21 protein-coding genes are annotated in these 25,038 nt (G+C 66.8%); 14 read left to right on the top strand and 7 right to left on the bottom strand.

Annotation, left to right across the window (positions count from 1 at the left end; genetic code table 11):
- The 5 genes from H5V43_RS20970 (at window position 1) to H5V43_RS20990 (ending at window position 7,595) form a co-directional block, all read left to right on the top strand.
- Window positions 1–3,393: a cellulose biosynthesis protein BcsC gene (locus H5V43_RS20970; RefSeq protein WP_025550000.1), complete on the top strand. Its 3,393-nt coding sequence runs from the start codon at window positions 1–3 to the stop codon at window positions 3,391–3,393.
- Entirely contained in the window at window positions 3,393–3,869 is a 477-nt protein-coding gene (gene bcsD / locus H5V43_RS20975) for a cellulose biosynthesis protein BcsD (protein WP_025549999.1), read from the top strand. The genes H5V43_RS20970 and bcsD overlap by 1 nt, the downstream gene beginning before the upstream one ends.
- Window positions 3,859–4,881, top strand: coding sequence for a family 8 glycosyl hydrolase (locus tag H5V43_RS20980; protein WP_025549998.1), 1,023 nt, complete (start codon window positions 3,859–3,861; stop codon window positions 4,879–4,881). Before bcsD ends, H5V43_RS20980 begins: the two co-directional genes overlap by 11 nt.
- 203 nt (window positions 4,882–5,084) lie before the next feature.
- Entirely contained in the window at window positions 5,085–5,474 is a 390-nt protein-coding gene (locus H5V43_RS20985) for a nuclear transport factor 2 family protein (RefSeq protein ID WP_025551323.1), read from the top strand.
- An 84-nt stretch (window positions 5,475–5,558) separates the two neighbouring features.
- The gene (locus tag H5V43_RS20990) at window positions 5,559–7,595 is read left to right on the top strand and encodes a M3 family metallopeptidase (RefSeq protein ID WP_025551321.1); all 2,037 of its coding nucleotides are present in this window, start codon (window positions 5,559–5,561) and stop codon (window positions 7,593–7,595) included.
- Between the two features lie 6 nt (window positions 7,596–7,601).
- Here H5V43_RS20990 and H5V43_RS20995 read toward each other — a convergent pair whose 3' ends face one another.
- The 4 genes from H5V43_RS20995 to H5V43_RS21010 all read right to left on the bottom strand — a co-directional run bounded on the left by H5V43_RS20995 (window position 7,602) and on the right by H5V43_RS21010 (window position 11,337).
- On the bottom strand, window positions 7,602–8,333 hold the full coding sequence (locus H5V43_RS20995) for an SDR family oxidoreductase (protein ID WP_025551320.1): 732 nt from the start codon (window positions 8,331–8,333) through the stop codon (window positions 7,602–7,604).
- 22 nt (window positions 8,334–8,355) lie between these two features.
- Window positions 8,356–9,645 (bottom strand): MFS transporter, encoded by a 1,290-nt coding sequence (locus H5V43_RS21000; RefSeq protein WP_025551318.1) that lies wholly within the window; start codon window positions 9,643–9,645, stop codon window positions 8,356–8,358.
- A gap of 120 nt (window positions 9,646–9,765) precedes the next feature.
- On the bottom strand, window positions 9,766–10,722 hold the full coding sequence (locus H5V43_RS21005; protein WP_025551316.1) for a cation diffusion facilitator family transporter: 957 nt from the start codon (window positions 10,720–10,722) through the stop codon (window positions 9,766–9,768).
- Between the two features lie 6 nt (window positions 10,723–10,728).
- Complete coding sequence (locus tag H5V43_RS21010; protein ID WP_025551314.1) at window positions 10,729–11,337, bottom strand: flavodoxin family protein; 609 nt, start codon at window positions 11,335–11,337, stop codon at window positions 10,729–10,731.
- 96 nt (window positions 11,338–11,433) lie between these two features.
- Here H5V43_RS21010 and H5V43_RS21015 point away from each other — a divergent pair, with 96 nt between their 5' ends.
- On the top strand, window positions 11,434–12,285 hold the full coding sequence (locus H5V43_RS21015) for a glucose 1-dehydrogenase (protein ID WP_025551312.1): 852 nt from the start codon (window positions 11,434–11,436) through the stop codon (window positions 12,283–12,285).
- Between the two features lie 190 nt (window positions 12,286–12,475).
- Here H5V43_RS21015 and H5V43_RS21020 read toward each other — a convergent pair whose 3' ends face one another.
- Both H5V43_RS21020 and H5V43_RS21025 read right to left on the bottom strand, forming a co-directional pair.
- Window positions 12,476–14,593, bottom strand: a complete 2,118-nt coding sequence (locus tag H5V43_RS21020) for a putative bifunctional diguanylate cyclase/phosphodiesterase (protein WP_025551311.1) — start codon at window positions 14,591–14,593, stop codon at window positions 12,476–12,478.
- 171 nt (window positions 14,594–14,764) lie between these two features.
- Entirely contained in the window at window positions 14,765–16,957 is a 2,193-nt protein-coding gene (locus tag H5V43_RS21025; RefSeq protein ID WP_065846771.1) for a TonB-dependent receptor, read from the bottom strand.
- 243 nt (window positions 16,958–17,200) lie between these two features.
- On the opposite strand from H5V43_RS21025, the gene H5V43_RS21030 reads away from it, so the two are divergent.
- The 6 genes from H5V43_RS21030 to H5V43_RS21055 all read left to right on the top strand — a co-directional run bounded on the left by H5V43_RS21030 (window position 17,201) and on the right by H5V43_RS21055 (window position 22,616).
- On the top strand, window positions 17,201–17,749 hold the full coding sequence (locus H5V43_RS21030) for a hypothetical protein (protein WP_025551310.1): 549 nt from the start codon (window positions 17,201–17,203) through the stop codon (window positions 17,747–17,749).
- 176 nt (window positions 17,750–17,925) lie between these two features.
- Window positions 17,926–18,660, top strand: a complete 735-nt coding sequence (locus H5V43_RS21035) for an acyl-homoserine-lactone synthase (RefSeq protein ID WP_244968696.1) — start codon at window positions 17,926–17,928, stop codon at window positions 18,658–18,660.
- On the top strand, window positions 18,660–18,962 hold the full coding sequence (locus H5V43_RS21040; protein WP_025551306.1) for an acyl carrier protein: 303 nt from the start codon (window positions 18,660–18,662) through the stop codon (window positions 18,960–18,962). The genes H5V43_RS21035 and H5V43_RS21040 overlap by 1 nt, the downstream gene beginning before the upstream one ends.
- The gene (locus H5V43_RS21045; RefSeq protein WP_025551304.1) at window positions 18,959–19,825 is read left to right on the top strand and encodes an SAM-dependent methyltransferase; all 867 of its coding nucleotides are present in this window, start codon (window positions 18,959–18,961) and stop codon (window positions 19,823–19,825) included. The genes H5V43_RS21040 and H5V43_RS21045 overlap by 4 nt, the downstream gene beginning before the upstream one ends.
- Window positions 19,826–19,942: 117 nt before the next feature.
- The gene (locus H5V43_RS21050) at window positions 19,943–21,724 is read left to right on the top strand and encodes a fatty acyl-AMP ligase (protein WP_193666837.1); all 1,782 of its coding nucleotides are present in this window, start codon (window positions 19,943–19,945) and stop codon (window positions 21,722–21,724) included.
- A gap of 292 nt (window positions 21,725–22,016) precedes the next feature.
- Window positions 22,017–22,616 carry a hypothetical protein gene (locus H5V43_RS21055; RefSeq protein ID WP_025549430.1) on the top strand — a complete coding sequence of 200 codons (600 nt, stop codon included), beginning with the start codon at window positions 22,017–22,019 and terminating at the stop codon, window positions 22,614–22,616.
- A gap of 18 nt (window positions 22,617–22,634) precedes the next feature.
- On the opposite strand, the gene H5V43_RS21060 is transcribed toward H5V43_RS21055, so the two are convergent.
- On the bottom strand, window positions 22,635–23,537 hold the full coding sequence (locus H5V43_RS21060) for a LysR family transcriptional regulator (protein WP_025549431.1): 903 nt from the start codon (window positions 23,535–23,537) through the stop codon (window positions 22,635–22,637).
- An 84-nt stretch (window positions 23,538–23,621) separates the two neighbouring features.
- On the opposite strand from H5V43_RS21060, the gene H5V43_RS21065 reads away from it, so the two are divergent.
- A complete protein-coding gene (locus tag H5V43_RS21065; protein WP_025549432.1) occupies window positions 23,622–24,332 on the top strand; it encodes a CoA transferase subunit A in 711 nt (236 codons plus the stop codon).
- Window positions 24,332–24,985, top strand: coding sequence for a CoA transferase subunit B (locus tag H5V43_RS21070; RefSeq protein WP_025549433.1), 654 nt, complete (start codon window positions 24,332–24,334; stop codon window positions 24,983–24,985). Before H5V43_RS21065 ends, H5V43_RS21070 begins: the two co-directional genes overlap by 1 nt.
- Window positions 24,986–25,038: the final 53 nt, after the last annotated feature.

Consider the following 25,038-nt stretch of genomic DNA (forward strand, 5'->3'; position numbering starts at 1 on the left):
ATGAAGAAGACGATCTCCATCCTCGGCCTGCCGCTGCTGGCCATCGCGACGATGCCCCTGGCGCAGGCGGAGGTGCAGGGTGTCGCCCCGCTGCTCAAGCAGGCGCGCTACTGGCAGTCCAAGGGACGCGGCGACCTGGCGCGACAGGCCTATAACCGGGTGCTGGCCATCGATCCCGCCAATGCCGAAGCGCGGCGCGGCCTTGCCGGCAATGCGCCCCAGCCCAAGGCCGCGGCGAGGCCGCAGCCTGCGCAAGCCCCGCGCCCTGCCCCTCCTGCCCAGACGGCGGCGCCCGCCCCGGCGCGCACCGCGCCCGCGCGCCCCACCCGTACGGACCGGGGCGGCGACGCCCGTGCCGCCGGCTTCCGCGCGCTGGAGGCCGGACAGCTCGACGCCGCGGCCGCCCGCTTCCGCACGGCGCTATCCGCCAATCCCAACGACGCCGACGCGCTGGGCGGCATGGGGATCGTGCGGCTGCGCAAGTCCGAATTCGCGCAGGCCCGCGACCTGCTGACCCGCGCCTCGCGCATGGGGGGCGCGGGCAAATGGGCCGAGGCATTGCAGTCGGCGCGCTTCTATGCCGATTTGGACTCCGCCCGGACGGCGCTCGACAAGGGCGACCTCGCGCAGGCGGAGCGGCTCGCCACCGCGCTCAGCCAGTCGGACTTTCGCGACAAGGGGCCTGCGGTATCGGTGCTGGCCAGCGTCTATGAACGGCAGGGCCGCTATAATGAGGCGGCCGAACTCTACCGCCAGTTGGGCAAGGCCGGCGCTGGAGCCGCCACGGCCCAGGCCAGCGCCACCCGCAACGAGGCGCGCGCCGCCCTGGACGCAGGGGACAGCGCCCGCGCCGAACAGTTGCTGCGCGCCGCCATGGGCAATGCGCCCGACGATCCCTGGGTCGCCTACGATCTTGCCGGGCTGCTTCAGCAGCAGGGCCGCGTGGCGGAGCAGGACGCGCTGGTCCGCCAGCTTTCCTATTCCGACAAGCCCGAACCGCTTTACGCCGCCGCGCTGATCCTGGACCGCGCGGGACGCACCGGCGATGCGCAGGCCGTCGCCGCGCGCATTCCGGAAGGGCAGCGCACGGCGGAGATGCGCAACTTCATCGCCGGCCTCGGCATATCCGCCACCATCGCCCAGGCGAAGGCCGCTGGGGCACGGGGCGCGCAGGGCCAGGGGCTCGCCATGTTGCGCCAGGCGTCGGAGATGCGCGGCCTGTCCGCCGACCGCATGGGGGCGCTGGCGCAGGGCATGCTGGAACTGGGCGATGCGCGCGGCGCGGGCCAGCTGGCGGCGCAGGCGCTGGACGCCCCCGCCAATGATGCCGGCGCCTATGACGCGGCGGTGCGGGTGCTGGCGCAAACCGGACAGGACGGCATCGCCATGAGCGCCGTGCAGAAGGCGTCGGCGCTGGCCGGCCCCTCGCTTCAGGGCCAGCGCAGCCTCGGCAATCTGAAGGCGACGCTGGCGGCCGCGCAGGCGGACCGGATGCGGCAGGCGGGGCAGTTCGCCCCGGCCTTCGACATGTTGCAGGCGGCATGGAACGATGCGCCGGGCAATGAGGAAATCCTTTCCGCCCTGGCGCGGCTGTACCAATCGGGCGGCCTCAACGCGCAGGCGGCGCAGACCTTCCGCATGCTGCTGGCGCAGAAGCCGGCGGATCGCGACGCGATGGTGGGCCTAATCGACACGGCCAGCGCATCGGGCGACATGGAAACGGCGCGCGCCGTCACCCAGCAGGCGATCCAGATGCATCCGGCCGATTACCGGGTCTATATGGCAGCCGCCCGCATGGCCCGCACGCGCGGCAATGACGGGGACGCGGCGCGTTACCTCAAGACCGCCCGGGCGCTCTACATGCGCGAAACCGGCATGGCGCCTGGCGCCGTCATGGCGAACGGCAATCCCTTCGCGGCGGCGCCCCAATCGGCCAACCCCTTCCGCGCCATGGTCGCGCCGCAGCCGGTCAATCCGTTCGCGCTCGGCAGCAATCCCGCGGCCCTGTCGGCGCCCTATGCGCCGCCCATGGGCTTTGCCCCTCAGCCGCCCGTGGGGTCAGGCTTTGGCGTGCCCGCCCCGGCTGCCATGCCCGCCTACCCGCCCGCGCCGGGCTATGCCGCCCCCGCCGGCTTTCCCGGAATGGCGGCCCCGGCGCCTTCCTACGGCAACCCGGTCTATGCCGATCAGGCCTATGCCGATCGGAACAGCGGCGTAACGAACGTCCCCGCAGATCCGGTGCTGGCGGAGATCGACCAGCAATTGCAGCAATCGGCCGACGAAAGCGGCCCGCGCGTCGACGTCGACACAGGCTATCGGTCGCGCTCGGGCGAAACGGGCCTCAGCAAATTGCGCGAAATGACTGGCAGCGCTTCCCTCTCCGCACCCGTCGCGGGGGGCCGGGTCGGCGTCAAGGCAACGGCGGTCGTGCTGGATTCGGGCCGCCCGACCGGGTCGGGCCTCGCCCGCTTCGGCACCAACGCCACGCCCGAGGCGCAGGGGATCGTGGACGAGCAGCCGTCCCAGCTCACCAGCGCCGAAACGCAGCATCAGTCAGGCGTCGCCGTCACCGCCAGCTATGTCAGCAAGCTGCTGAAGCTGGAAGCGGGCGTCACGCCGCTGGGTTTCCCCAAGGAGCATGTCACCGGCAGGATCGAGGTGACGCCCCGCCTGTCCACCAACGCCACCGCCCGCATCTGGGCCGACCGCAAGCCCGTGACCGACAGCATCATCGCCTATGCTGGCACGGACGACCCACGCACCGGCGCCTTCTGGGGCGCTGTGATGAAGAGCGGCGGCGGCCTGTCCCTGTCCTATGACCGCAACGGCAATGGCGTCTATGCCGACGGCTCCTTCTATCATTATGACGGCACGGCGGTGCGCGACAATGACAGCGTGGAGATCAATGCCGGCGGCTATTTGCGGGCGTGGCAGAATGCGCGCTCGGGCGTTTCCGTGGGCTTCAACGTCAATTACCAGAATTACGACAACAACCAGAATTACTTCACCTACGGCCATGGCGGCTATTTCAGCCCGCAGAGCTTCCTCAGCGTCAATTTCCCGATCCGTTACTGGACGAATGACGGCCCGATGAGCATCCAGGCCAGCGTCGCGCCCGGCTATCAGAGCTACGATCAGCAGGGTGAGCCCGTCTATCCGACGGAGCCGGGCGCGCAGGGCGTGCTGGATTTCCTCAAGAGCCAGAACAGCGACGTCCGTTCCCGTTATGACAGCATCAGCAAGACCGGCTTCGGCCTGTCGGCGGCCGGCGCGATTTCCTATCGGGTCAGCCCGAACACGCGGCTGGGCGGGGAACTGAATATCAACACTTTCGGTGAATATAAGGAGTTCAAGACACTGATCGGGCTCAAGCAGAATATCGGAGGCAATTGATGTTGTTCGTGAAGGATTTCCCGATGGCGGGCAATCAGGACATCGCCATGCTCGCATCCGGCGGGGAGGCTGCACAGCGCTTCGTCAGCCTGATCCTCGGCGAAATCGCCTCCGCCGCCACGGCGGAACAGATGCAGGGCTTTTTCCGCGCGGTCGGCGCGCGGCTTGCCAAAAGCCATCCGATCGTCAATGCCAAGGATATGGACAGGCTGACCCAGCACGGCAACATGGTCTGGGACAGGCTGCATTGGGGCAGCGTCCGATTCGAACTGGACGATGAAGGAATCGACATCTTCCATGACGGCCTGCCCGAAAGGCTGGAGGGTGATGCCGACGGCATATGGGCCGGAGTCGCCCCCTTCATCCTGGAGGGAGCCTATGACGCATGGTTCCGGCAGATGGGCAGCGGCGAACGGCTCAGCACCCGGATTTCACGCAGCCAGGGCGGGCATATCGAACTGCGTCATGGGATTTGAACGGCGGACGGTCCTGACCGCCCTCGCCTTTGCCCTGACGACCGGCTGCGCCCGCGCCAAGTCCTCCGCCAAATCCATGGACGGCCTGATGCTCGATCCCGCGCTCTGGCAGGGCTACAAGGCCCGCTTCCTGGCGCCAGAAGGCCGGATCGTCGACAATGGCAATGGCGGCGTCAGCCATAGCGAGGGTCAGGGCTATGGCATGGCGCTGGCGCAGGCGGCGGGCGACAGCGCGGCCTTCGACGTCATGGCGCGCTGGACCGCCCAGACGCTGTTGCGCAAGGACATGGCGCTGCATAGCTGGCGCTACACGCCCGGCCGCGCCGATCCGGTGGCCGATCCCAACAATGCGACCGACGGCGACCTGCTGATCGCCTGGGCGCTGCTGATGGCGGGTCGCCGCTGGGGCAAGGCGGATTATCTGCAGCAGTCGGCAGCGGTCCGGGGCGCGGTCGCGCAGAAGCTGATCGTGCAGCGCCACGGCTTCACCCTGCTGCTGCCCGGCCTTGTCGGCTTCGCCAAGGCGGATCGAGTGATCGTCAACCCCTCTTATTATGTCTGGCCGGCGATCGACGCCTTCGCCCGGCTGGAACCGCGCGTCTGGGGTCCGTTGGCCGCCGATGGGCTGAAGATCCTGAAGGCCGCGCGCTTCGGCCCCTCCGGCCTTCCCGCCGACTGGCTCGACATCAAGGGCAAGGGCGTGGTCGAACCGGCGGAGGGACGCGATCCGGTCTTCGGCTTCGAAGGCATCCGCGTGCCGCTCTACTGCCTGATGAGCGGGCGGCGGAGCGCTTGCGACTCGATCGCGCGCTATTGGCTCGCCCTCGTGCGCGCGGGCAGGCCGCTGCCCGCCTGGGTGAATGTGGTCACGGGCGAAACCGCGCCCTATGCGCTCTCCGCCGGCGCCACCGCCATCGCCGGACGCCTGCTGAACCGCAACCTGCCGGCCGCCGCCGCCGATCAGGACTATTATGCCGCGACGCTGGGACTGATGAACCAGATGCGGATTTGAGCGGTTTTCCGGGGTGGATTGCGGACATTCCCCCTCCCGCAGGCGGGAGGGGGCTAGGGGGTGGGCTGGCGCGGCATCAGCGTGAGTTTTCAACGGCTAAGCTGGAAGCTCGCTGCGCTCGCACCCACCCCTAACCCCTCCCGCCTGCGGGAGGGGAATGTCTTAAACTGGCCATTTCCGGTCAAGAATCCTAAAGCCGCCCGATGACGACACCCCCCGACCTTGCCATCCGCATGCGCCGCGCCGATTTCAACCGCGCCCTGGCGGAGGCGGACCTGAATGCCATCGGCCCCCTGCTCGCGCCCCAGGCCATGCTCGTCGCCGGATCGGACAGCACGGTGATCTCCGGCCGCAAGGCGCAGCTTCAGGCGTGGAAGCGGGAATTCGCCGCAGCGGAGCGCACCGTCTACACCCGCACGCCGGAGCATATCGTCGCCTCGCCGGTCGAACCCATCGCGATGGAGCATGGCCGATGGCAGGGCGTGACCGCCGGTTCGGACCGTCCCCTCGCATCCGGCACCTACAGCGCCAAATGGCGGCAGGTCGGCGCGGACTGGGTCATCGAAGCGGAAATCTATCTGACGCTCGCCTGACCGGAAACGCTTGAACAGCCGCTCGCCCGCGCCCAATTAGAGGCTGTTCCTCCTGCCACGGAGGCCCGCAAGCCACGAGTAGCCATGACCACCGCCAATCCCCTTCTTGCCGACAGCGACCTGCCCGATTTCGCCGCCATCCGGCCTGCCCATGTCGTCCCCGCCATGGAGGAAGCGATCGCGGCCCACCGCGCGGCCATCGAAGGGATCACCGCCAGCGGGAAGGATGATTTCGACGCGGTCATCCTGGCCGCCGAGCGCGCCGATTTCCTGCTGTCGCGGGTCTGGTCGCCGGTGGGGCATCTCGCCTCCGTCGCTGACACGCCCGAATTGCGGGAAGCGCACGCCGCAGCGCAGGCGCTGATGACCGCCTATCTGATGGAGGCGGGCCAGAACCGGGCCCATCACGATGCCGTCGCCCGCCTCGCCGCCCGCCCCGATTTCGCCAGCCTGCCGCCCGCCGCGCAGCGGGCCGTCGATCTCGCCCTGCGTGGCTTCCGTCTGGCGGGCGTCGCGCTGGAGGGTGAGGCGCGGCAGCGTTTCCTGGACATCGGTGTGGAGTTGAGCGACCTCAGCACCAAATTCGGCAATGCGGTGCTCGACGCCACCGAGGCCTGGAGCGAGCATGTCACCGACGAGGCGGCGCTGGCGGGCGTTCCGGACAGCGACAGGGCGATCCTGGCCGCCTATGCGCAGGAAAAGGGGCTGACCGGCTGGCTGATCACGCTGCGCCAGCCGAGCGTGCTGGCGATCCTCTATCATGCGCAGGACCGGGCGCTGCGGGAGCGGGTCTATCGCGCCTACAACAGCCGCGCCTCCGATCAGGCGGGGGACAGGAGCCACGACAATAGCGAACGGATCGACGCGATCATGGCGCTGCGTCATGAAGCCGCGCAGATATTGGGCTTTGCCGATTCCGCCGCCCATTCGCTGGAGACCAAGATGGCCGCCGACGCGGACGAAGCGCTGGCGTTCCTGGCCGACCTCGCCCGGCGGGCGCGGCCGGTCGGGGAACGCGAACTGGCGGAGGCGCGCGCCTTCGCGGCCGAGCATCTGGAGCTGGACGATGTGCAGCCATGGGACCTTTCCTATGTGGCCGAAGCAATGCGCCGCACGCTGCATGGCGTGGATCAGGAGGCGCTGAAGGCCTATTTTCCCCTGCCCCGCGTGCTTGCGGGAACGCAGGCGCTGATCGAGCGGCTGTTCGGCGTCCGCCTCGTCGCCCGGCAGGGCGTGCCGACCTGGCATCCGGACGTGCTGTTCTACGACGTGCTGGACGCGGACGACAGCGTGGTGGCGGGCGTCTATCTCGACCTGTTCGCGCGGGCGGGCAAAAGGGGCGGGGCGTGGATGGACGTGTGCCGTTCGCGCTTCCGCGATGCCGACCGGCTGCATCTGCCCATCGCCTACCTCACCACCAATTTCGCGCCGCCCGCGGGCGACCGGCCTTCGCTGGCGACGCATAATGACGTGGTGACGCTGTTCCACGAATTCGGCCATGTGCTGCATCACCTGCTGACCGAGGTGGACCTGCCGTCGATCGGCGGCATCAGCGGCGTGGAATGGGACGCGGTGGAACTGCCCAGCCAGTTCATGGAGAATTTCGCCTGGGACGGGGACACGCTGATCGGCCTGTCCGGCCATGTCGACAGCGGCGAGCCGCTGCCGCAGGCGATGTTCGACCGGCTGCTGGCGGCGCGCCAGTTCCAGGCGGGCCTTGCCATATTGCGGCAGATCGAATTCGCGACCTTCGACCTGCTGCTCCACCGCGACTATGACCCGGCACAGGGCGCGCGGGTCAACGCCGTGCTGGATCAGGTGCGCAAGGCGGTGGCCGTGGTGCATCCGCCGGAATGGAACCGCTTTGCCCATGCGTTCAGCCATATCTTCGCGGGCGGCTATGCGGCGGGCTATTATTCCTATCTCTGGGCGGAACTGCTGTCGGCCGACGCGTTCGAGATTTTCGCCCATGCCGACATTCCGGGCGGCGGGGCGACCGCTTTCCGGCGTGAAATCCTTGCCGCCGGGGCGAGCCGCCCCGCCGCCGAGAATTTCCGGGCTTTCGCCGGGCGCGCGCCGGAGGTCGACGCGCTGCTGCGGATGCGGGGGTTGGCCGCCTGAATCGCTTCAGAAGTGGGCGGTGTAGCCGCCGTCCACCGCCAGCACCTGTCCGGTGACGTAGGATGCCGCGTCTGACGCCAGGAACAGAACCGGGCCGACAATCTCCTCCGGCCGGCCCCATCGCCCCAGCGACGTGCGGCGGGCGAGGTGATCCGCTATGGCGGGGTCGGCGGTCATCTCCTCATTGGCCTCGGTCGCGAAATAGCCGGGGGCGACGGCGTTCACGGTGATGCCGCGACTGCCCAGTTCCGCCGCCAGCGCCCGCGTCAGCGCGTCCAGCCCGCCCTTCGCCATGGTGTAGGCCGCGTCGCCGGACCGGGCGATCTGGCCCGCGATGGACGTGACGTTGACGATCCGCCCGCCCTCCTTCATCCCGGCCGCGATGGTGCGGGCGAGGTCGAAGGGCGCGACCAGATTGACCTCCAGCATCCGCCGCACCGCGGGCCGGTCCAGTTCTCCAAGCGGCCTGCGGTCGCGATGGCCTGCATTGTTGACCAATATGTCGATCGGGCCGCAGGGGCCGAGCGCCGCCCGCAGCGCTTCGCCATCCTGCAGGTCGAAGATCAGCGGCGCGCTCGTCCCGCCCGAGGCGGCGATGGCGGCGGCGGTCGCCTCAAGCTGCTCGACATTTCGGCCATGGAGCAGGACATGCGCGCCGGCCCCGGCCAGGCCCAGCGCGATCTCGCGTCCCAGGCCGCGTCCGGCTCCGGTGACGAGGGCGATTTTTCCTTGCAGCATCCAAGCCTCTCCACACAGCCGGTCAGGCGAGGACGAAGGTCTTGCTCCGCCCGCGATTGATCAGCAGCACCAGCCCCGCCCCGATCAGGCACAATATCCCCGCCGCGACGAAGGCGGGCATATAGCTTTGCCAGACGGTGCGCGAAAGGCCGCCCGCCAGCGCCGCGCTCGCCGCGCCGAGCTGATGCCCGGCGAAGATCCAGCCGAACACGACATTGGCCCGCTCCGGTCCGAAACGCTGCGCCGTCAGCTTGACCGTCGGCGGCACGGTCGCGACCCAGTCGAGGCCGTAGAACATCGCGAAGACCGACAGGCTGTAGAACGAGAAGTCGCTAAACGGCAGATAGAGCAGCGAAAGGCCGCGCAGCCCATAATACCAGAACAGCAGCCAGCGATTGTCGAACCGGTCCGACAGCCAGCCCGACGCCAGCGTGCCCGCGAAATCGAACAGCCCCATCATCGCCAGCATCGACGCCGCGCCCACCGCCGCCAGCCCATAGTCGCCGCAAAGCGCGATGAAATGCGTCTGGACCAGCCCGTTGGTGCTGGCGCCGCAGATGTAGAAGGAAAAGAACAATATCCAGAAGCTGGGCACCCGCGCGGCATCGGCCAAGATGCGGAGCGGGCTCATCAACAGGGCGCCGAAGCTGGCGGGCTGCGGCGGGGCGGGATGCACCTCGCTCTCGCCATAGGGCGGCAGGCCGAGGTCGGCGGGACGGTCGCGCATCAGCAGCAGCACGACCATCGCCGCCAGCAGGATCGCGCCGCACACCAGCAGGACCGAGGCGCGCCAGCCGAACCGCTCCGTCAGCGCGGCGAGCAGCGGCAGGAAGGCCAGCTGACCCGTGGCGGTGCTGGCCGACAGCAGCCCCATGACCAGCCCGCGCCTGTGCGCGAACCAGCGCGTGGCGACGGTGGCGCCCAGCACCATGGCGGTGAGCCCGGTGCCGATGCCGATGACGACGCCCCACAGCAGGACGAGATGCCACAATCGGGTCATGCCCATCGACAGCAGCAGTCCGCCGACGATGATGGACAGCGAGATCAGCATCATCCGCCGCACGCCGAAGCGGTTCATGAAGGCGGCGGCGAACGGGCCCATCCCGCCGAACAGCAGGAAACGGATCGCCAGCGCCCCGGAAATATCCGCCGAACTCCAGCCGAATTCCTTTTGCAGGGGGATGATGAACACGCCGGGCGCGCCCACGGCGCCGGCGACGACCAGCATGGTGAAGAAGGTCGCGGCCAGCACGGCCCATCCATAATGGATTTGCCGCGTGCCCATTTGGCGGGCGAGAGTCGCTGACAGCATGAAGGCCTTCCTCCCGGATCGATCGACCGGCGTTAGATGACGATCGTCATCAGATGGTCAAGGGGCCAATTGACGGAATATGGACGTGGAAGGCCGCGAACAGGCGGGGCGGGCCGGCCGTCAGGCGGAAGCGCGCGGCTGGACCAGGGCGTCCTCCCGCTTTTCCGGACGGATATAGATGGAGGTGAGTTCGGGAATCGCCCGCTTCATCTCGCTTTCCATCTCCTCGATCAGGCTTTCGGCCCGGCCCATGCGCAGATCGTCGGCGAAATCGGCGCTGATCGCCACGAACACCGCGTCGGGCGCGGTGTGGATGGTGCGGATGTGATTGACGGCGGTGATCTCCGGCCGCCGGTCGAGCAGCGCCCAGACCGCGTCGATGATGGCCCGGTCGGCGCTCTCCCCGATAAGCAGGCCCTTGGCCTCCCGCGCCAGCAGCACCGCCACCGCGCCCAGCACCAGCCCGATGACGATGGAGGCGACGCCGTCCAGCCGCGCATTGCCGAAATAATGGCTGGCCCAGACGCCGATGGCCGCCACGATCAGCCCGATCAGCGCGGCGCTGTCCTCGAACAGGACGATGAAGCCGGCCGGGTCCTTCGACCGGCGGATCGATTGCCACCAACTGCTGGGGCCGCGCTTGCGTCCGAATTCCCGCACGGCGATGGTCCAGGATGCGCCCTCCATCAGGAAGGCGATGGCCAGGACGATGTAGTTGACGGCGGGGTCGCGCAGCGGCTCCGGCTGCCGAATATGGAGCCAGCCTTCATAAATGGATACGCCCGCGCCGACCGCGAAGATCAGGATGGCGACGACGAAGGCCCAGAAATACAGCTCCCGCCCATAGCCGAAGGGATGGGCGGCGTCGGCGGGCTTCTTCGCCCTGGCCTGACCATAGAGCAGCAGCAACTGGTTGCCGCTGTCGACCATCGAATGCACCCCCTCCGTCAGCATGGAGGAGGAGCCGGTCAGGGCCGAGGCGACGAACTTGGCGACCGCAATGCCGATATTGGCCAGCAGCGCGCCGTAAAGGACGATATTTTCCCGGATGTGCGCGACGCGGCCGGTTTTCGCCACCTGGGTTCAGCCCGGATAGGGGGAGGACCGGAGCAGGCCGGCCAGATGCGCCGCATTGCCCGCCACCATCTTCGCGGTCTTCTCCACCTTCTCCGGCACCTCCCCCAGATCCTTGAAATCGATCGAGCCCATAGCTTCCCCCACCCAATAGCAGGCGGCCGTGGCCGGAATCGTCCAGCCGACATCGTTCAGCGCCTGAAACCATTGCGCGGTCGAAAAATGCGCCCCGTCTTCATTGCCGACAATCGCCGCGACCGCAACCTTGCCATAGCTCGGCATGCGGCCCCGCTCGTCTGCCTCGCCCAGAAAGGCGTCCATGCGTTCCAGCACCCGCTTGGCGACGCTGCTGATCTGCCCCAGCCAGATCGGGCCGCCGAAGATCACTATGTCATGGTCCAATATCCTGCGGCGCAACGCCGGCCAGGCGTCGCCCTCTCCTTCATCGGACGTCACGCCGGGCCTGATGTCGAGCGCCGCGACCCGCACCGTGCCGGTGAGTTCGACATCATGGGCGGCAAGGGCCTTCGCCAGCACCGCGATCATCGCGTCGGTCGAGCTGGATTCGCCGTCCCCCGCCTTGAGGCTGCAGTTGAGGGCCAGGGCTTTCAGAACCATCGCATGTCTCCATCCGCCCCATCCACGCGCCGAACCGGGCTCCAGCCAATGAACTCCCCAGCAGGCAATGTGTTCTTCGGGGAAAGGAGATTTGCGATGCCCGATACCGAAGAGATGATCCATGAGGATGGCCTGCCCGGCCATGAAAGCCGGCTGGAGCCCAAGCCCGAATGGGAACCGCGCTATCCCGGCTCCGGCCGGCTGGCGGGCAAGGTGGCGATCGTCACCGGCGCCGACAGCGGAATCGGGCGGGCGGTCGCGGCGCTCTATGCCCGCGAAGGGGCCGATGTCGCGATCTTCTACCTCTGCGAACATGACGACGCGGAAAAGACCGCCGGGATCGTTAGGGCGGAAGGGCGGCGGGCGCTCACGATCGCGGGCGACCTGGGCGACCGGGACTTCTGCCAGCGGGCCGTGGCGCAGGTGGTCGAGCAGTTCGGGCGGATCGACATCCTCGTCAACAATGCGGGCGAGCAGCACCCGGACAGCGACATCACCGACATCAGCGAGGAACAGCTGCGCCGCACCTTCCAGACCAACATCTTCGCCATGTTCTTCCTGACGCAGGCGGTCCGCCCGCATCTGAAGCTCGGGGCGGCGATCGTCAACTGCACCTCCGTCACCATGTATCAGGGGTCGAAGGAACTGCTCGACTATTCCAGCACCAAGGGGGCGATCACCGCCTTCACCCGGTCGCTGTCCGAAAATCTGGTGGGGGACGGCATCAGGGTGAACGCCGTCGCGCCGGGTCCGATCTGGACCCCGCTCAACCCCAGCGGCGGGGCAAGTCCGGAAAAGCTGGAGCATTTCGGGGAAAGCACGCCCATGGGCAGGCCGGGCCAGCCCAATGAAGTCGCCCCGTCCTTCCTCTTCCTCGCCTGCGATGACGCCAGCTACATGTCGGGGCAGGTGCTGCATCCCAATGGGGGCACCATCGTCAACGGCTAGAGCCAATCGTGCGGAAAAGCTGCCCTGAGCCTGCCGACGGGCGGGAACCGGTTTTCCGCCTGAAAGGATCGGACAACAGAAAGCTGGAGCACGCGACCCGCGTCCGATCTGGCGCAGCGTGCTCCAGGCGCGAGCGGATTGAAGCCGCATCACGTCGCTGCGCCTCACCTGACCGGGATCCGGTCTTCCCTCAGGCGGTCAGCGAGTCCGCGCGGCCTTCCCCGCGCATCCCGCGCGGAGACCAGGGCGCGGCCCGCCGGTTCAGGGTGATGATGGCGCTATTCTCGCTCCACGACTGGATCAGCGCGGGAATATTCTCCGACGGCGCGGGGCGGCCGAAATAGAAACCCTGGGCATAGTCGCAGCCCAGTTCGCGCAGCTTGACCGACTGGTCCGCTTCCTCGACGCCTTCCGCCACCACCTTCATGTTGAGCGCGCGGCCCAGCGTGATCAGCGCGGAAACGATGGCGGCATCGCTTTCGCGCGCCGTCACGCCGCTGACGAAGGAACGGTCGATCTTCAGCGTGCTGACGGGCAGCGACCGCAAATGGGAAAGCGAGGCGAAGCCGGTCCCGAAATCGTCCAGCGCCAGCGGGATGTTGCACATGTGCAGTTCGTCGATGGAACGGCGCACCGTGTCCGACCCCGCGCCCAGGAACACCCCTTCGGTGATCTCGATCTCTATGGAATCGGGCGCGATGGAGAAGCGGTCCATGGTCTCGATCAAGCGTCCGGCAAAGCGTTCCCGCCGCAATTCGGCCGAGGACACGTTGATGGCGACATGCCCCAGCGTCAGCCCGCGCGCGCGCCATGCGGCCATGTCGGCGAACACCTGGCTGGTCATCGTCTGGCCGATCATGTCGGCGACGTCATGATCGTCGAACGCCGCGTAGATTTCGGCGGGCGAGCGGATGGTGCCGCAACTGTCGCGCCACCGCAGCAGCGCTTCGAACCCGACCAGTTCGCCCGTCTGCAACGACACCTTGGGCTGATAATAGCTGATGATCGTGCCGTCGCGCACGGCGGTCCGCGCCCGGTTGATCATGGCCACGCGCTCCTGCATGTCCTCCAGCAGCGACTGCTCGAACATCTGCATGCGCCCCCGGCCCAGCGACTTGGCGCGATAAAGCGCCAGGTCGGCATGGCGCAGCAGTTCCGTCGCGACCCGGCCATCCTCGGGGAATGCGGCCACGCCGATGCTGCCGCGGCATTCGAGCGAGCGCCCGGCGGCGAACAGCGTCTCCCGAATGGTGAGGACGCGATTGGCGAGATCGGCAAGCTGCTGTCGGCTTTCGACATTCTCGATCAATATGGCGAACTCGTCGCCGCCCAGCCGCGCCACCACCCCGTCGCCGGCGAAGATTTCCTTGAGGCGGGAGGCAAAGCTCTTCAACAGCTCGTCACCGGCATGATGGCCCATCAGGTCGTTGACGTCCTTGAAATTGTCGATGTCGAGCAGGAAGACGCCGACCTTCTTGAAGTCGGTCATGGCGCTCGCCAGCGCCTTGTCCAGGCAGGCGTTGAACATCGCCCGGTTGGGCAGTTGCGTCAGCGAATCATGCTCGGCGTTCCAGCGTATCTGCTCCTCGATCAGCACGCTTTCATGGATGTCCTCGGTATAGCCGTACCAGCGGATGATCCGGCCTTCCTCGTCGCGCCGGGGATAGGCCTGCGCCCGCATCCAGCGATACTGGTCGTTGACCATCAGCCGCACGCGCACGTCGAAGGGCTCGCCGGTGGTCAGCGAATGGGTGATCCGGTGGGTCAGCGGGCCGATGTCATCCGGATGCGTCGCCGCAAGCCAGCCATTGCCCTCCGCCTCCTCCCGGTCCAGGCCGGAACTTTCCAGCCAGCGATCGGTGAAGTCGATGATCCGGCCGTCGGGATCGGCCAGCCAGGGAAGCTGAGGATTATATTCGACGATCAGGCGCAGATTTTCCGTGCTGCGGCGCAGCCGTCCGATTTCGGCATGTTCGGTCGTGACGTCGATCATCACCAGGTCGGCCGCCGGCCGGCCCGCCCCGTCACGACGGATGCGCGCGACGACACGCATATTCCTCATGACGCCTTCACGATCCTCCAGCGTCAGCGTCGCTTCGGCCCTGCCCATGCGCAGAACGGCGCGGGCAAGCTGGAGCACGGGCTTGCGAAAGATCCGGTGCACGCCGCGGAACCAGCGAAGCAGCGGCTGGCCGTCCCGCACGCCGAAACGGCTCGCGGTGGCGGCATCGGGATGGCATAGCCCATCCCCGTCAACCGACCACCGCAAGACCCCTGCCGACGCCAGTATCTGCTGGTCGCCATCCATCGGGTCCTGCCTGCCTTGAAATTCATCAGGTGACCGCGATGAAATCTGGTCCGCCATTCTACTCCTGCTGTCCCGGCGCCGCGGCCCTTAAGAAGGTTTCACCATTTGCTGGCTAAGATTTCCTTAATGGCCGCCATATGGGCCATAGCCAGCACGCCCAAGCGCAACGTCCTAAAATGCCGCCGAAAGGCTGACGCCATAGGTGCGCGGCGGCCCGTATGCCGCCGTTCGGTACACGCCCAGACCGGACCGGTCGTCGGCATAGGTCTTGTAGATCCTGTCGGTCAGGTTCTGGACCCAGGCGGCGATGTCCCACTGCCCGCGACGCAGGCCGAAACGCAGGTTGACCAGCGTGCGCGGCCCGGCCTTGAAGGCGTCCGAATTGGTCGGCTCGAAATAGACGGTCGACCGGTGATCCACATCCGCGCGGGCGAAGATCGTGCCGATCCGCACCGGAACCTCATAGCTGACGGCGCCATAGCCGGTGAAATGGGGCGCCAGGACCAGGTCGTTGCCGGTGCAGTCGGTGCTGGGGCTGCCGACAGAGGGAATGACCGATGCGGGAACGCCGCAATTGTCGAACCTCTTATAATGTGCGTCCAGAATGGCGGCATTCCCCTCCAGCCGCAGCCGGGACGTCAGTTGCAGCGACAGCTCGCCTTCCACGCCCTCCACCTGCGCGCGGCCGGCATTGGTGAGCGCCAGCCCGCTGCCCAGCACCTGCGACACCTGCAACCGGTCGTAATCGGTGTGGAACGCGGCAAGGTTCAGCCGCATCCGCCGGTCCAGCGTCAGCATCTTGAAGCCGACCTCATAGCTGGTCGCCTTTTCCGGGCTGGCGGTCAGCCCGCCCAGCGAAGAGGCGAGGTCGACATTGTAAGCCGCGCTCTTGAAGCCGCGGGAGAAGCGCGCATAGACATTGGCGTCCGGCACGACCTCATAGGAAATGGTCGCGCTGGGCGACAGGTCGTCATCGGTCGACCGGCCGTCGAAGGTGAGGTTCGGGAAGCCCAGATAGGTGAAGATACCCGTCCCGCTGGCGTCATCCTGGACGAAATGGGCGCGCTTCTTCTCCCTGGTGTAGCGCAGGCCGGCGGAAAGCGACAGGCGATCGGTCAGTTCATAGTCGAGCCGCCCGAACAGCGCCCCGCTCTCCGTCTTGACGCTGCCCTTGGTGGTCAGCATCGGTTCGCCCGGCACGCCCGTATCGGCGCCCAGACCCAGGCCCCGGTCGGTGCGCACCATCTGGTCGAAATAATAGGCGCCCAGCAGATAGCGCAGCTTGCCGGTGCCGCCCGCCAGCCGCAGTTCCTGGCTGAAGAAATGGGAATCGTCGCTGAAATTGTCCGCGGAGACGAAGTCGACCTGCTCCTGATCGTCGTCCAGCGAGGCATGATAGGAGGAATCGCGATAGGCGGTGATGGCCGTCAGCGTGATCGCGTCCGATGCCCATTCCGTCCTCAGCGAAATGCCCTGGCTGTCGCGGTGCAACCGGTTGGGCCGGTTGTTGTTGATGTGCAGCGGCTCCCGCGAAGGGAAATCCGCCGGATAGCCGGCCAGCGCGTCCGCCTGGAAGAAGGCGGGCGTGCCGCGGTCGCGCAGCCCCTCCCACCGGGCGATGAAGGACAGTTGGTCGGTCGGCGCATATTTGGCCGACAGCCGCCAGGTCAGCAGGTCGGTCGATCCCGCATCCCTGCCGCCGGACAGATGCTTGTAGAAGCCGTCCTGCCGGGCATAGGCCACCGCGCCGCGCACCGAAAGCCGTTCGTTGAGGCGCGTGCCCAGCACCGCCTCGCCCCGCCTGTAATCGTAATTGCCCGCGTCCAGCCGGATGGAGGCGCCGGGATCGGCGTCGGGCTGCTTCGTCTGGACGTTGACGACGCCGGCGATGGTGTTCTTGCCATATTCCGTCCCTTGCGGGCCGCGCACGATTTCCACCCGGTCGACATCCAGAAGATGCTGGACGAAATTTTCCGGCCGGCCGACATAGACATCGTCCACATAGATGCCGACGCCGGTTTCCAGCCCGATATTGCGGACCAGGGTGGAGATGCCGCGGATCGAGATCTGCCCCTGCAACTGGCCTGCAATGCCCCCGCCGATGTCGACATTGGGGGCCATGCGGGTCAGGTCGGTGATGGTCTGCAACCCCGCCGCCACGATCGAATCGCCCGAAATGCTGGTGACCGCCAGCGGCGCCTTCAGCAGCGGTTCCGGCACCTTGCGCGCCGTCACCGTGATGTCGGCGCGCATGTCCGCATCGGCCGGGGCCTGCGCCCGGGCCGTGCCGGAAGCTGCCAGTTCGATCGTCGCGGAAACCAGAAGTGCCCACTTCCATCGCCGCCTGTACCCAAAATTCGTCATCGCCCACGAAACCCGCTATATCTTTTCAATCCGCCGATCATAGGCGGACTTGGTAAACCGCTGGTTAAACTCTTCCTGCGTCCGGCTCCGGATCGGACGAGCTTGCGCTCTGCGGCCGGCGGCCCCGCAACCCGGCGAACGCTCGTTCCGCCGCAAACAGGAATCAGGCGGCAGGAAGGCACGCTTAACCCGCTTTTAAGACCTGACGCGGCATGACGGCAGGCATATGCCGCGTGAGGAACCATGAGCGAATATATCCCCAGCACCCAGCTTCGCGCCGGAAGTTCGACCACCGCCGCCGATTTCAACGCGGGGGTCGACAGCACGCTCAGCATCGAGAGCCTCGTCACCCGCTTCAGCCAGGCCCTGGGCCTTCAGGCGGCGAGCCATGCCTGCTACGCTGTCGGCGATGGGGAGCGGCGCTTCCTGTTCGGTGAGACCGGCTGGTGCGGGCCGATCGCACAGCCGGAGGTCCTGCCGCAGATCTGCTTTCCGATCACCGGCTGGGACGAACGGCAATATGAGGTTGAGATCCGCCTGCTGAGCATGCTGGAAAGCCCGGAGGAACGCGCGAACCTGCACGCCATGGCGACGCTCTACCTGTGCCGGGGCATCGCCCTGCTCGACGCGCGCGACGATCTGGCCGCGTCCGCCCTGACCGAGACCGAGCTGTTCTGCCTCGACCAGCGGCAGGCCGGGTGGTGCGACCTCGACATTGCCGAGGCACTCGACCGCTCCGTCCAGGCGGTGAAGGTGCATGTCCAGCGCGCCCGGCAGAAGCAGGCCGCCTGAACCCCCTTTATCGACCGGGTTTTTTGCGGGGAACATGGATTGCACCCTGCAACTTTCCGATGACCTCCCCTGTATAATATGTTACAGGCGCTGCCGCTGCATGCGGGGGACGAACGGATTTGATTCATCTGATTTCGAAGAACAATTCCGCACTGTACCAGGACGAGATCAGAGATTTGCACCAGGCCCGCGCGGAGGTGTTCGTCAACCAGCTCGGCTGGGATCTCAGGGTCGAGGACGGATTGGAATATGACGAATATGATGATGCGCGCGCGAGCAACATCATAGGCTTTTCGACCGAGAACCGGGTCGTCATGGGGCTGCGTTTCCGCCCCACCGACGACTGTTCCATGCTGCTCGATCATTTTTCGCATGTCCTGCCCGCCGGCATCCGCCCCATCGACGACGGGCGCACCTGGGAACTGAGCCGCGGATTCTGCATTGAGCGGGGCATGCGCCGCCACAATCTGCGACGGAAGGCCGCGTGCATGATCGCGCCGCTGGAACTGGCCTATGAGGCCGGGATCGACCGTTGCGTGGGCTTCACCGATGTCCGCATGCTCAGCTTCTGCTACGGCGTCGGCTGGAAGCTGACCCTGCTCGGTTCCGCCATGGACTATGGCCAGGGGGAGGCCGTCGCCTATGAGGTGGAGGTGTCGCAGGCCGCGCTCGACGAGATGCGCCAGATGTGGGGCCTGCCCCGGCCTTCGCACATCACCATCGACCAGCTTCTTCCGGAGGAGGAGAATGTGCACGTCGCGGCGGCCCGGCTGGCGCGCGAGCATCCGGAACTGCAGAAGATCGCCGCCCAGCCGGAGATCGGTTCCGTCACACACCCGTCCGCCACGACCGGGGCGGACGTCTATTATGGCAGATTCGGGGCGACCCGTTCGGCTTCAGGGGGACATTGATGAATTCCGACCTTATTCGACAGGCATCGGCAGAGGAAATCGAAAGCTGGATCATTGCCCGCATCGCTGAAATCGTGAATGTGGCGCCCGCCGCCGTCTCTCCCGATGCGCCGTTCGACAGTTTCGGGATCGATTCCGCCAAGGCGATCTCGCTGATGGTGGAGCTGGAGAACTGGCTGAACCTGCCCGACGAACTGCCGCTGGAACTGTTGTTCGAGGCGGAGGCGATCCGCGACGCGGCGACGGGCATCGCCGCGGCGGTCAGCGACATGGCGGCGCAGCAGGGCGGCGTCCGGCCATGATCCAGGACGAACAGATCGAATTTGGCGGATCGGCCGCCGCCATCCGCCACCATTATGATGTCGGCAACGACTTCTATTCGGCGTGGCTCGACCCCAGCATGACCTATTCCAGCGCGATGTGGGACGGCCTGCCCAAGGACGCCCCGCTGGAGGAGGCGCAGCAGCGCAAGCTCGACTATCATGCGGAATCGGTCGGCGCCGGCGAGGGCATGCGCATATTGGACGTCGGTTGCGGCTGGGGCGGCATGATGCGCAACCTGCGGCGCAGGCATGGCGCCGCCGAATGCGTCGGCCTGACGCTGAGCGAGGAACAGCTCGCCTATATCGAGCAATCGGGCGATCCCGGCATCGGCGCGGTCCTTTCCAACTGGCACGACTATCGTCCCGACAGGCCGTTCGATGCGATCATCTCCGTCGGCGCGTTCGAGCATTTCGCCCATCCGCAGCAGAGCGTGGACGAGCGCCGCGGCGTGTACCGCGAATTCTTCCAGGCCTGCCGCGACTGGATGGAAGGGAAGGGCCGTCTGTCGCTCCAGACCATCGCCTATGGCAGGATGTCGCCGGAGGACGCCAATCCCTTCATTGCGAACGAGATCTTCCCGGCGGCGGAACTGCCGACGCTGGAGGACATCGTGGTCGCCTGCAAGGGTCTGTTCCGCGTCGAGCGGCTGCGCGACGACGGGCTGGACTATGCGCGCACCTGCGAGATGTGGAGTAACCGGCTGCGCGGCGCGGTCCGCAGCGGGGTGGTGGATCCGGCCATCCATCCGGTCGAGAAATATTCCCGTTATCTGCGCATGTCGGCCGCCGGTTTCCGCATGCGGAAGATCGGCCTGCTCCGGATAGCCTTCGCGACGGAATGACCAGAATATCCCGGCCAGCGGGCGGAATCGCCTGGCGACCGGGACCATGCGGCATCAAAGGACTGGGCGTTTTCGCTCCATGTGAAAAGGCTCCAAAGCATCGGGTTCGCAAAAAAGATGCAGATAGACTTCAGCCGGTCGATCGTCGACATCGTACTGGACCATGGGAACAGCGTCCCGGACCGGCCGGCGCTGATATTCGACCAGGGCGACGGTCCGCAGAGCAGCCTGACCTATGCGCAGGTGGCGGCGCAGGTCGGGCAGCTTGCCGGCGCCTTGGCGGCGGGGGGGTTGGCGGCGGGGGGGCTGGCCGGTCCCCGGATCGCCCTCCTCTTCTCGGCGGGGACCGACTTCGCGCTCGCGCTGCTTGCCTGCCTCGCGGTCGGCGGCGTCGCCATTCCGCTCGCCCCGGTCGGCCGGCGCAAAGCGCGGCTTCGGAATATCCTGAACATGCTGGACGACATCCGGCCCGACTGCATCCTGCTGGACGACGGCATGGCCGGCCTGTTCGGGGAGGAACTGTCCGCCGCCCTGTCCGCCGGCCCGGTGCGCTATCTGGAATTTGCCGCGCTCGCGGCGGAATCGCACGCCTTCTCGCCGCTGGCGCTCGCGCCGGACCGGCTCGCCGTGCTCCAGTTCACCTCCGGCACAACGTCGAACCCGAAGGGGGTGATGATCAGCCATGGCAACATCATCGCCAATGAGACGATGATCCGCGCCGCCTTCGGCCACGACCGGGATTCCCATTTCGTCGGCTGGGTGCCGCATTATCACGATCAGGGGCTGTTCGGGAACATCCTGCAACCGCTGTTCCTGGGCTCGACCTGCGTGATCACCTCGCCCGCCGCGTTCATCAACAGGCCAATGTCCTGGCTGCAACTCATTTCCCGTTATCGCGCGCATACCAGCGGCGGGCCCAATTTCGGCTACGACCTCTGCGTCGACCATGCCACGCGGCGGGGCATGCCGGACGGTCTCGACCTGTCGGGCTGGCGCGTCGCGTTCAACGGGGCGGAGCGGGTGCGGCCCGCCACGCTCGACCGCTTTGCCGAATGCTTTGCCGATGCCGGTTTCGACAGGCGCGCCTTCCTGCCCTGCTATGGACTGGCTGAATCCACCCTCGTGACCATCGCGGTTCCGCCCCGGAGCGACCCCATCGTCAAGAGCTACGACAGCCGCGCTCTCGCGGCAGGTCGGGCGGTGGAGAGCGCCGGCGGGGACGCCGTGCTGGACCTCGCCTGCTGCGGCCCCGCCATGGCCGGGGCGGAGGCGCGGATCGTCGATCCCGAAACCGGCGAGGCGCTGCCCGATGGCGCGGTGGGCGAAATCTGGCTGCGCGGCCCGCACATCACCGCCGGCTATATCGACAATCCCGCCGCGACGGAGGCGAGCTTCGGCCGGCTGGACGAAGGCGGGCCGTTCCTGCGCACCGGCGATCTCGGCTTTTCCACGGCCGATGGATTTTTCATCGTCAGCCGCCTCAAGGACCTGATCATCGTCCGGGGCCGCAACCATGCGCCTAGCGATGTCGAGCAGATCTGGTCGGAACTTTCCGGCACGGTGGGACAGGCAAGCGCCGCCGCCGTGGAGATCGAGATGGGCGATGCGCAGCATATCGTCCTGATCGCGGAGATGAAGCGCGACGACGCCCGGTCCCTGTCGGACGAGAAACTCCAGGACCTTGCCGCCCGGCTGCGCGCCACGGCCATGGAGCGGCTGGAACTGGCCATCACCGATCTGGTGATGGTGCCCGCCAGCGCGATCCCCCGCACGACCAGCGGCAAGGTGCAGCGCAAGCAGGCCGGCAGGATGCTGATGGACGGGGAATTGACGGTGCTGGGCATGGCGGGACCGCTGGCGCAGGCGTTCGCGCCGTCCGGGCAAAGGGCATCCGCCTGAGTTCGTCCTGACAGGGTGGAACGCGGTTCGACCCGACAGGCGAAACCCTGAGGGCCGGGATCGGCCGGCGTCCGCCCGACCGTCTCCCACATCGGCATCCGCGCGAAGGCGCGACCTGCGCCCGATTGAACGCGGCGCTCTGGCTGACGGTCGGCACAGCCGAAGGTCGTCGCGGCGATGGCTGCGCCGTTCGCCCGCGCCAGGTCCGACTCGTTCCTTGATGCCCTGGCCCCGGAAGCGTAAATTGCATGCCGGTCGGGGGCGTGGCCGCCGAAGCGGAGAGGATGGACCGATGATTCGCCTGTCATTGCCGATGCGCTCTGCCATCCCCCTGCTGCTGGCGGCGAGCGCCGGTCCCGCCCTTGCCCAATCGACGATCCTTCCCGAAGGCATGGCCATCCAACTGGAAACCCGGCAGGAGATTTCCTCCAAATCCGCCCGCGTCGGCGACAGGATCGAACTGGCCGTGGCCAAGCCGGTGACGATCGGCGGCGTGACGCTCATCCCCGCCGGCAGCCCGGCGGTGGGGGAAGTGAGCCGCGTCAGGGACAATGGCCTGCTCGGCCGATCGGGCAAGCTCGACATCAAGGTCAGCACGGTCAGGGCGGGCGGGATGGACGTGCCGGTGCGCGGCCAGCGCAATTCCCAGGGCAAGTCCGGCACCCTGGGCGCGGTGGGCGCGGGCATCGTCTTCCTGCCGCTGGCGGTGATCGTCCGCGGAAAGGACGTCAAGCTGCCCGCCGGCACGCTGTTCGAGGTCTATGTCGACAAGGAGGTTTCCCTGGGATCGGGCGTGGCTCCGGGCGGCCCGGCCGCCGCCACTCCGGCCGAAAGCCGCGACATGCCCGGCAGCATAAGGACCGTCGATCCCAATCAGGCGCTGGGTTCCTGAAGCCCGTCTCGGCAGCGGTCAGCCCTCGCCCTCCGGCCCCAGCCGCAGCGCGCTCGCCTGCTCGAAAATGGCGGCGATCACCGGATCATTGTCCGAAATACGCTTGGCCACATGGAACTCAATGGGCGACAGGGCCGGCATGCCCTCCAGTTTCACGAGGGCTCCGCTCATCAGGTCGGCGCGGGCCATGGGTTCCGGGAAGATGCCGATCCCGCCACCCGCCTTGGCGATGTCGATCATCATCCGCGCATTGTTGCACAGGTTGAGCGATTTACGGGCGATCTGCGAAGCGGCGATCGCGTCGCGCATCCGCCCATAGATCGGGGAATGGCTGGCCAGCGACCAGATCGGAATGGTGCGGTCCCCCGCATCGCTGTGGAATGACGCGGCAATGGCGGGACTGGCGAGCCAGACCAGGCTCACCCCGCCGATGGGATGCGACTGGAGCGCCGGATGCGCGATGGGCCCGGCCGCGAAGGAAATATCGGCGCGCCCGACCAGCAATTGCTGGATCAGGTTGGCGGTCAGGTCGATTTCCAGTTCCAGGCTGACATGCGGCATCGCCCCCTTCAATTGCGACACGAAGTCCGGAAGGCAGCTTGCCGCGGCGATTTCGCCTGCGCCGATGCGGACCACGCCGCTCGCTTCCGCCAATCCGCCGCAGCGCAGCAGCATGCTCTGCAGATCGCTCCAGAGAGGCCCGCAATCGCGCACCAGTTGCCGCCCGGCGGGGGTGAAGGACATGGTCCGGCCTTCGCGGCGGAACAGGCGGGCGCCCAGATGGCTCTCCAGTTCCCTTACCCGCGCCGAAATTGCCGGCTGGGTGGTGTTCAACCGCTCCGCCGCCGCAGCGAATGTGCCGAGCCGGTCGATCCAGAGCAGGGTTTCCAGATGGAAGAGGCCAATGCGATTAATAGACATGGCTTTTGGCTAAAGCAAAAAACAAATCATTAGAAATGATAGTTGGCCTCCGCCAGAATGGCGATCCGAAGGAGAGGCATGCTTATGGTCAAAAAGCTTTATTCGGATGCGGCGAGTGCGTTGGAGGGTTTGCTGTTCGACGGCATGCATCTGTGCGCTGGCGGGTTCGGTCTGTGCGGGATACCCGAGCGGCTGATCGATGCGATCCGGGATTCGGGCGTCAGGGATCTGACCATCGCCTCCAACAATGCGGGGGTAGATGGCGAGGGGCTGGGCAAGCTGCTGCGCACGCGGCAGGTCAGGAAGATGATCTCCAGCTATGTGGGCGAGAACAAGGAGTTCGAGCGGCAATATCTGGCCGGGGAGCTGGAGGTGGAGTTCTGCCCGCAGGGCACGCTGGCCGAACGCTGCCGGGCGGGCGGCGCGGGCATTCCGGGCTTCTACACCAGGACGGGCGTGGGCACGGCGGTGGCCGAGGGCAAGGAAGTGAAGAGCTTCGACGGGCAGGATTACATATTGGAGCGCGGCATCTTCGCCGATGTGGCGGTCATCAAGGGCTGGAAGGCCGATGAGAGCGGCAACCTCATCTTCCGCAAGACGGCGCGCAACTTCAACCAGCCCATGGCGACGGCGGCGAAGATCTGCGTCGCGGAAGTGGAGGAGGTGGTGCCCACCGGCAGCCTCGACCCCGATGCGATCCATCTGCCCGGCATCTACGTCAAGCGCATGATCGTCGGAGCGCCTTACGACAAGAAAATCGAATTCCGCACCGTCCGCCAGAGGGAGGCCGCATAATGGCATGGACTCGTGACGAAATGGCCGCGCGGGCGGCGAAGGAATTGCAGGACGGTTTCTACGTGAACCTGGGCATCGGCATCCCGACGCTGGTGGCGAACCACATTCCCGATGGCGTGGAAGTGACGCTGCAGTCGGAGAATGGCATGCTGGGCATCGGCCCTTTCCCCTATGAGGGGGAGGAGGATGCCGACCTGATCAATGCGGGCAAGCAGACGATCAGCGAATTGCCGCAGAGCTGCTATTTTTCCAGCGCCGACAGCTTCGCGATGATCCGGGGCGGGCATATCGACCTGACCGTGCTGGGCGCGATGGAGGTTTCGGAACATGGCGACATCGCCAACTGGATGATCCCGGGCAAGATGATCAAGGGCATGGGCGGCGCGATGGATCTGGTCGCGGGCGTCAAGAAGATCATCGTCGTCATGGAACACACGTCCAAGGACGGCAGTCCCAAGTTCATCCCGGCCTGCACCCTGCCGCTGACGGGCAGGAATGTGGTCGACATGATCGTCACCGACCTCTGCGTGTTCCAGCGGCCCGACCATGACAGCCCGTTCCGCCTCATCGAATGCGCGCCGGGCGTGACGGCGGAGGAAGTCGCCGCCAAGACCAGTGCGCATTACGCGGTGGACGTCGCTCAACCGGCCTGAGGAAAGAGGGCGAGGCCCCTCCCGTCAATGGGCCTCGCCGCCTCAGGCATGAA

This window comes from Sphingobium fuliginis, from assembly GCF_015074805.1.
GTDB lineage: Bacteria > Pseudomonadota > Alphaproteobacteria > Sphingomonadales > Sphingomonadaceae > Sphingobium > Sphingobium fuliginis.

What these genes read in the sequence shown, in the direction of transcription:
- H5V43_RS20970 (WP_025550000.1), top strand. Translation starts at nt 1, where the DNA reads ATGAAGAAGACGATCTCCATCCTCGGCCTGCCGCTGCTGGCCATCGCG.
- bcsD (WP_025549999.1), top strand. Translation starts at nt 3,393, where the DNA reads ATGTTGTTCGTGAAGGATTTCCCGATGGCGGGCAATCAGGACATCGCC.
- H5V43_RS20980 (WP_025549998.1), top strand. Translation starts at nt 3,859, where the DNA reads ATGGGATTTGAACGGCGGACGGTCCTGACCGCCCTCGCCTTTGCCCTG.
- H5V43_RS20985 (WP_025551323.1), top strand. Translation starts at nt 5,085, where the DNA reads ATGACGACACCCCCCGACCTTGCCATCCGCATGCGCCGCGCCGATTTC.
- H5V43_RS20990 (WP_025551321.1), top strand. Translation starts at nt 5,559, where the DNA reads ATGACCACCGCCAATCCCCTTCTTGCCGACAGCGACCTGCCCGATTTC.
- H5V43_RS20995 (WP_025551320.1), bottom strand. Translation starts at nt 8,333, where the DNA reads ATGCTGCAAGGAAAAATCGCCCTCGTCACCGGAGCCGGACGCGGCCTG.
- H5V43_RS21000 (WP_025551318.1), bottom strand. Translation starts at nt 9,645, where the DNA reads ATGCTGTCAGCGACTCTCGCCCGCCAAATGGGCACGCGGCAAATCCAT.
- H5V43_RS21010 (WP_025551314.1), bottom strand. Translation starts at nt 11,337, where the DNA reads ATGGTTCTGAAAGCCCTGGCCCTCAACTGCAGCCTCAAGGCGGGGGAC.
- H5V43_RS21015 (WP_025551312.1), top strand. Translation starts at nt 11,434, where the DNA reads ATGCCCGATACCGAAGAGATGATCCATGAGGATGGCCTGCCCGGCCAT.
- H5V43_RS21020 (WP_025551311.1), bottom strand. Translation starts at nt 14,593, where the DNA reads ATGGATGGCGACCAGCAGATACTGGCGTCGGCAGGGGTCTTGCGGTGG.
- H5V43_RS21025 (WP_065846771.1), bottom strand. Translation starts at nt 16,957, where the DNA reads ATGACGAATTTTGGGTACAGGCGGCGATGGAAGTGGGCACTTCTGGTT.
- H5V43_RS21030 (WP_025551310.1), top strand. Translation starts at nt 17,201, where the DNA reads ATGAGCGAATATATCCCCAGCACCCAGCTTCGCGCCGGAAGTTCGACC.
- H5V43_RS21040 (WP_025551306.1), top strand. Translation starts at nt 18,660, where the DNA reads ATGAATTCCGACCTTATTCGACAGGCATCGGCAGAGGAAATCGAAAGC.
- H5V43_RS21045 (WP_025551304.1), top strand. Translation starts at nt 18,959, where the DNA reads ATGATCCAGGACGAACAGATCGAATTTGGCGGATCGGCCGCCGCCATC.
- H5V43_RS21050 (WP_193666837.1), top strand. Translation starts at nt 19,943, where the DNA reads ATGCAGATAGACTTCAGCCGGTCGATCGTCGACATCGTACTGGACCAT.
- H5V43_RS21055 (WP_025549430.1), top strand. Translation starts at nt 22,017, where the DNA reads ATGATTCGCCTGTCATTGCCGATGCGCTCTGCCATCCCCCTGCTGCTG.
- H5V43_RS21060 (WP_025549431.1), bottom strand. Translation starts at nt 23,537, where the DNA reads ATGTCTATTAATCGCATTGGCCTCTTCCATCTGGAAACCCTGCTCTGG.
- H5V43_RS21065 (WP_025549432.1), top strand. Translation starts at nt 23,622, where the DNA reads ATGGTCAAAAAGCTTTATTCGGATGCGGCGAGTGCGTTGGAGGGTTTG.
- H5V43_RS21070 (WP_025549433.1), top strand. Translation starts at nt 24,332, where the DNA reads ATGGCATGGACTCGTGACGAAATGGCCGCGCGGGCGGCGAAGGAATTG.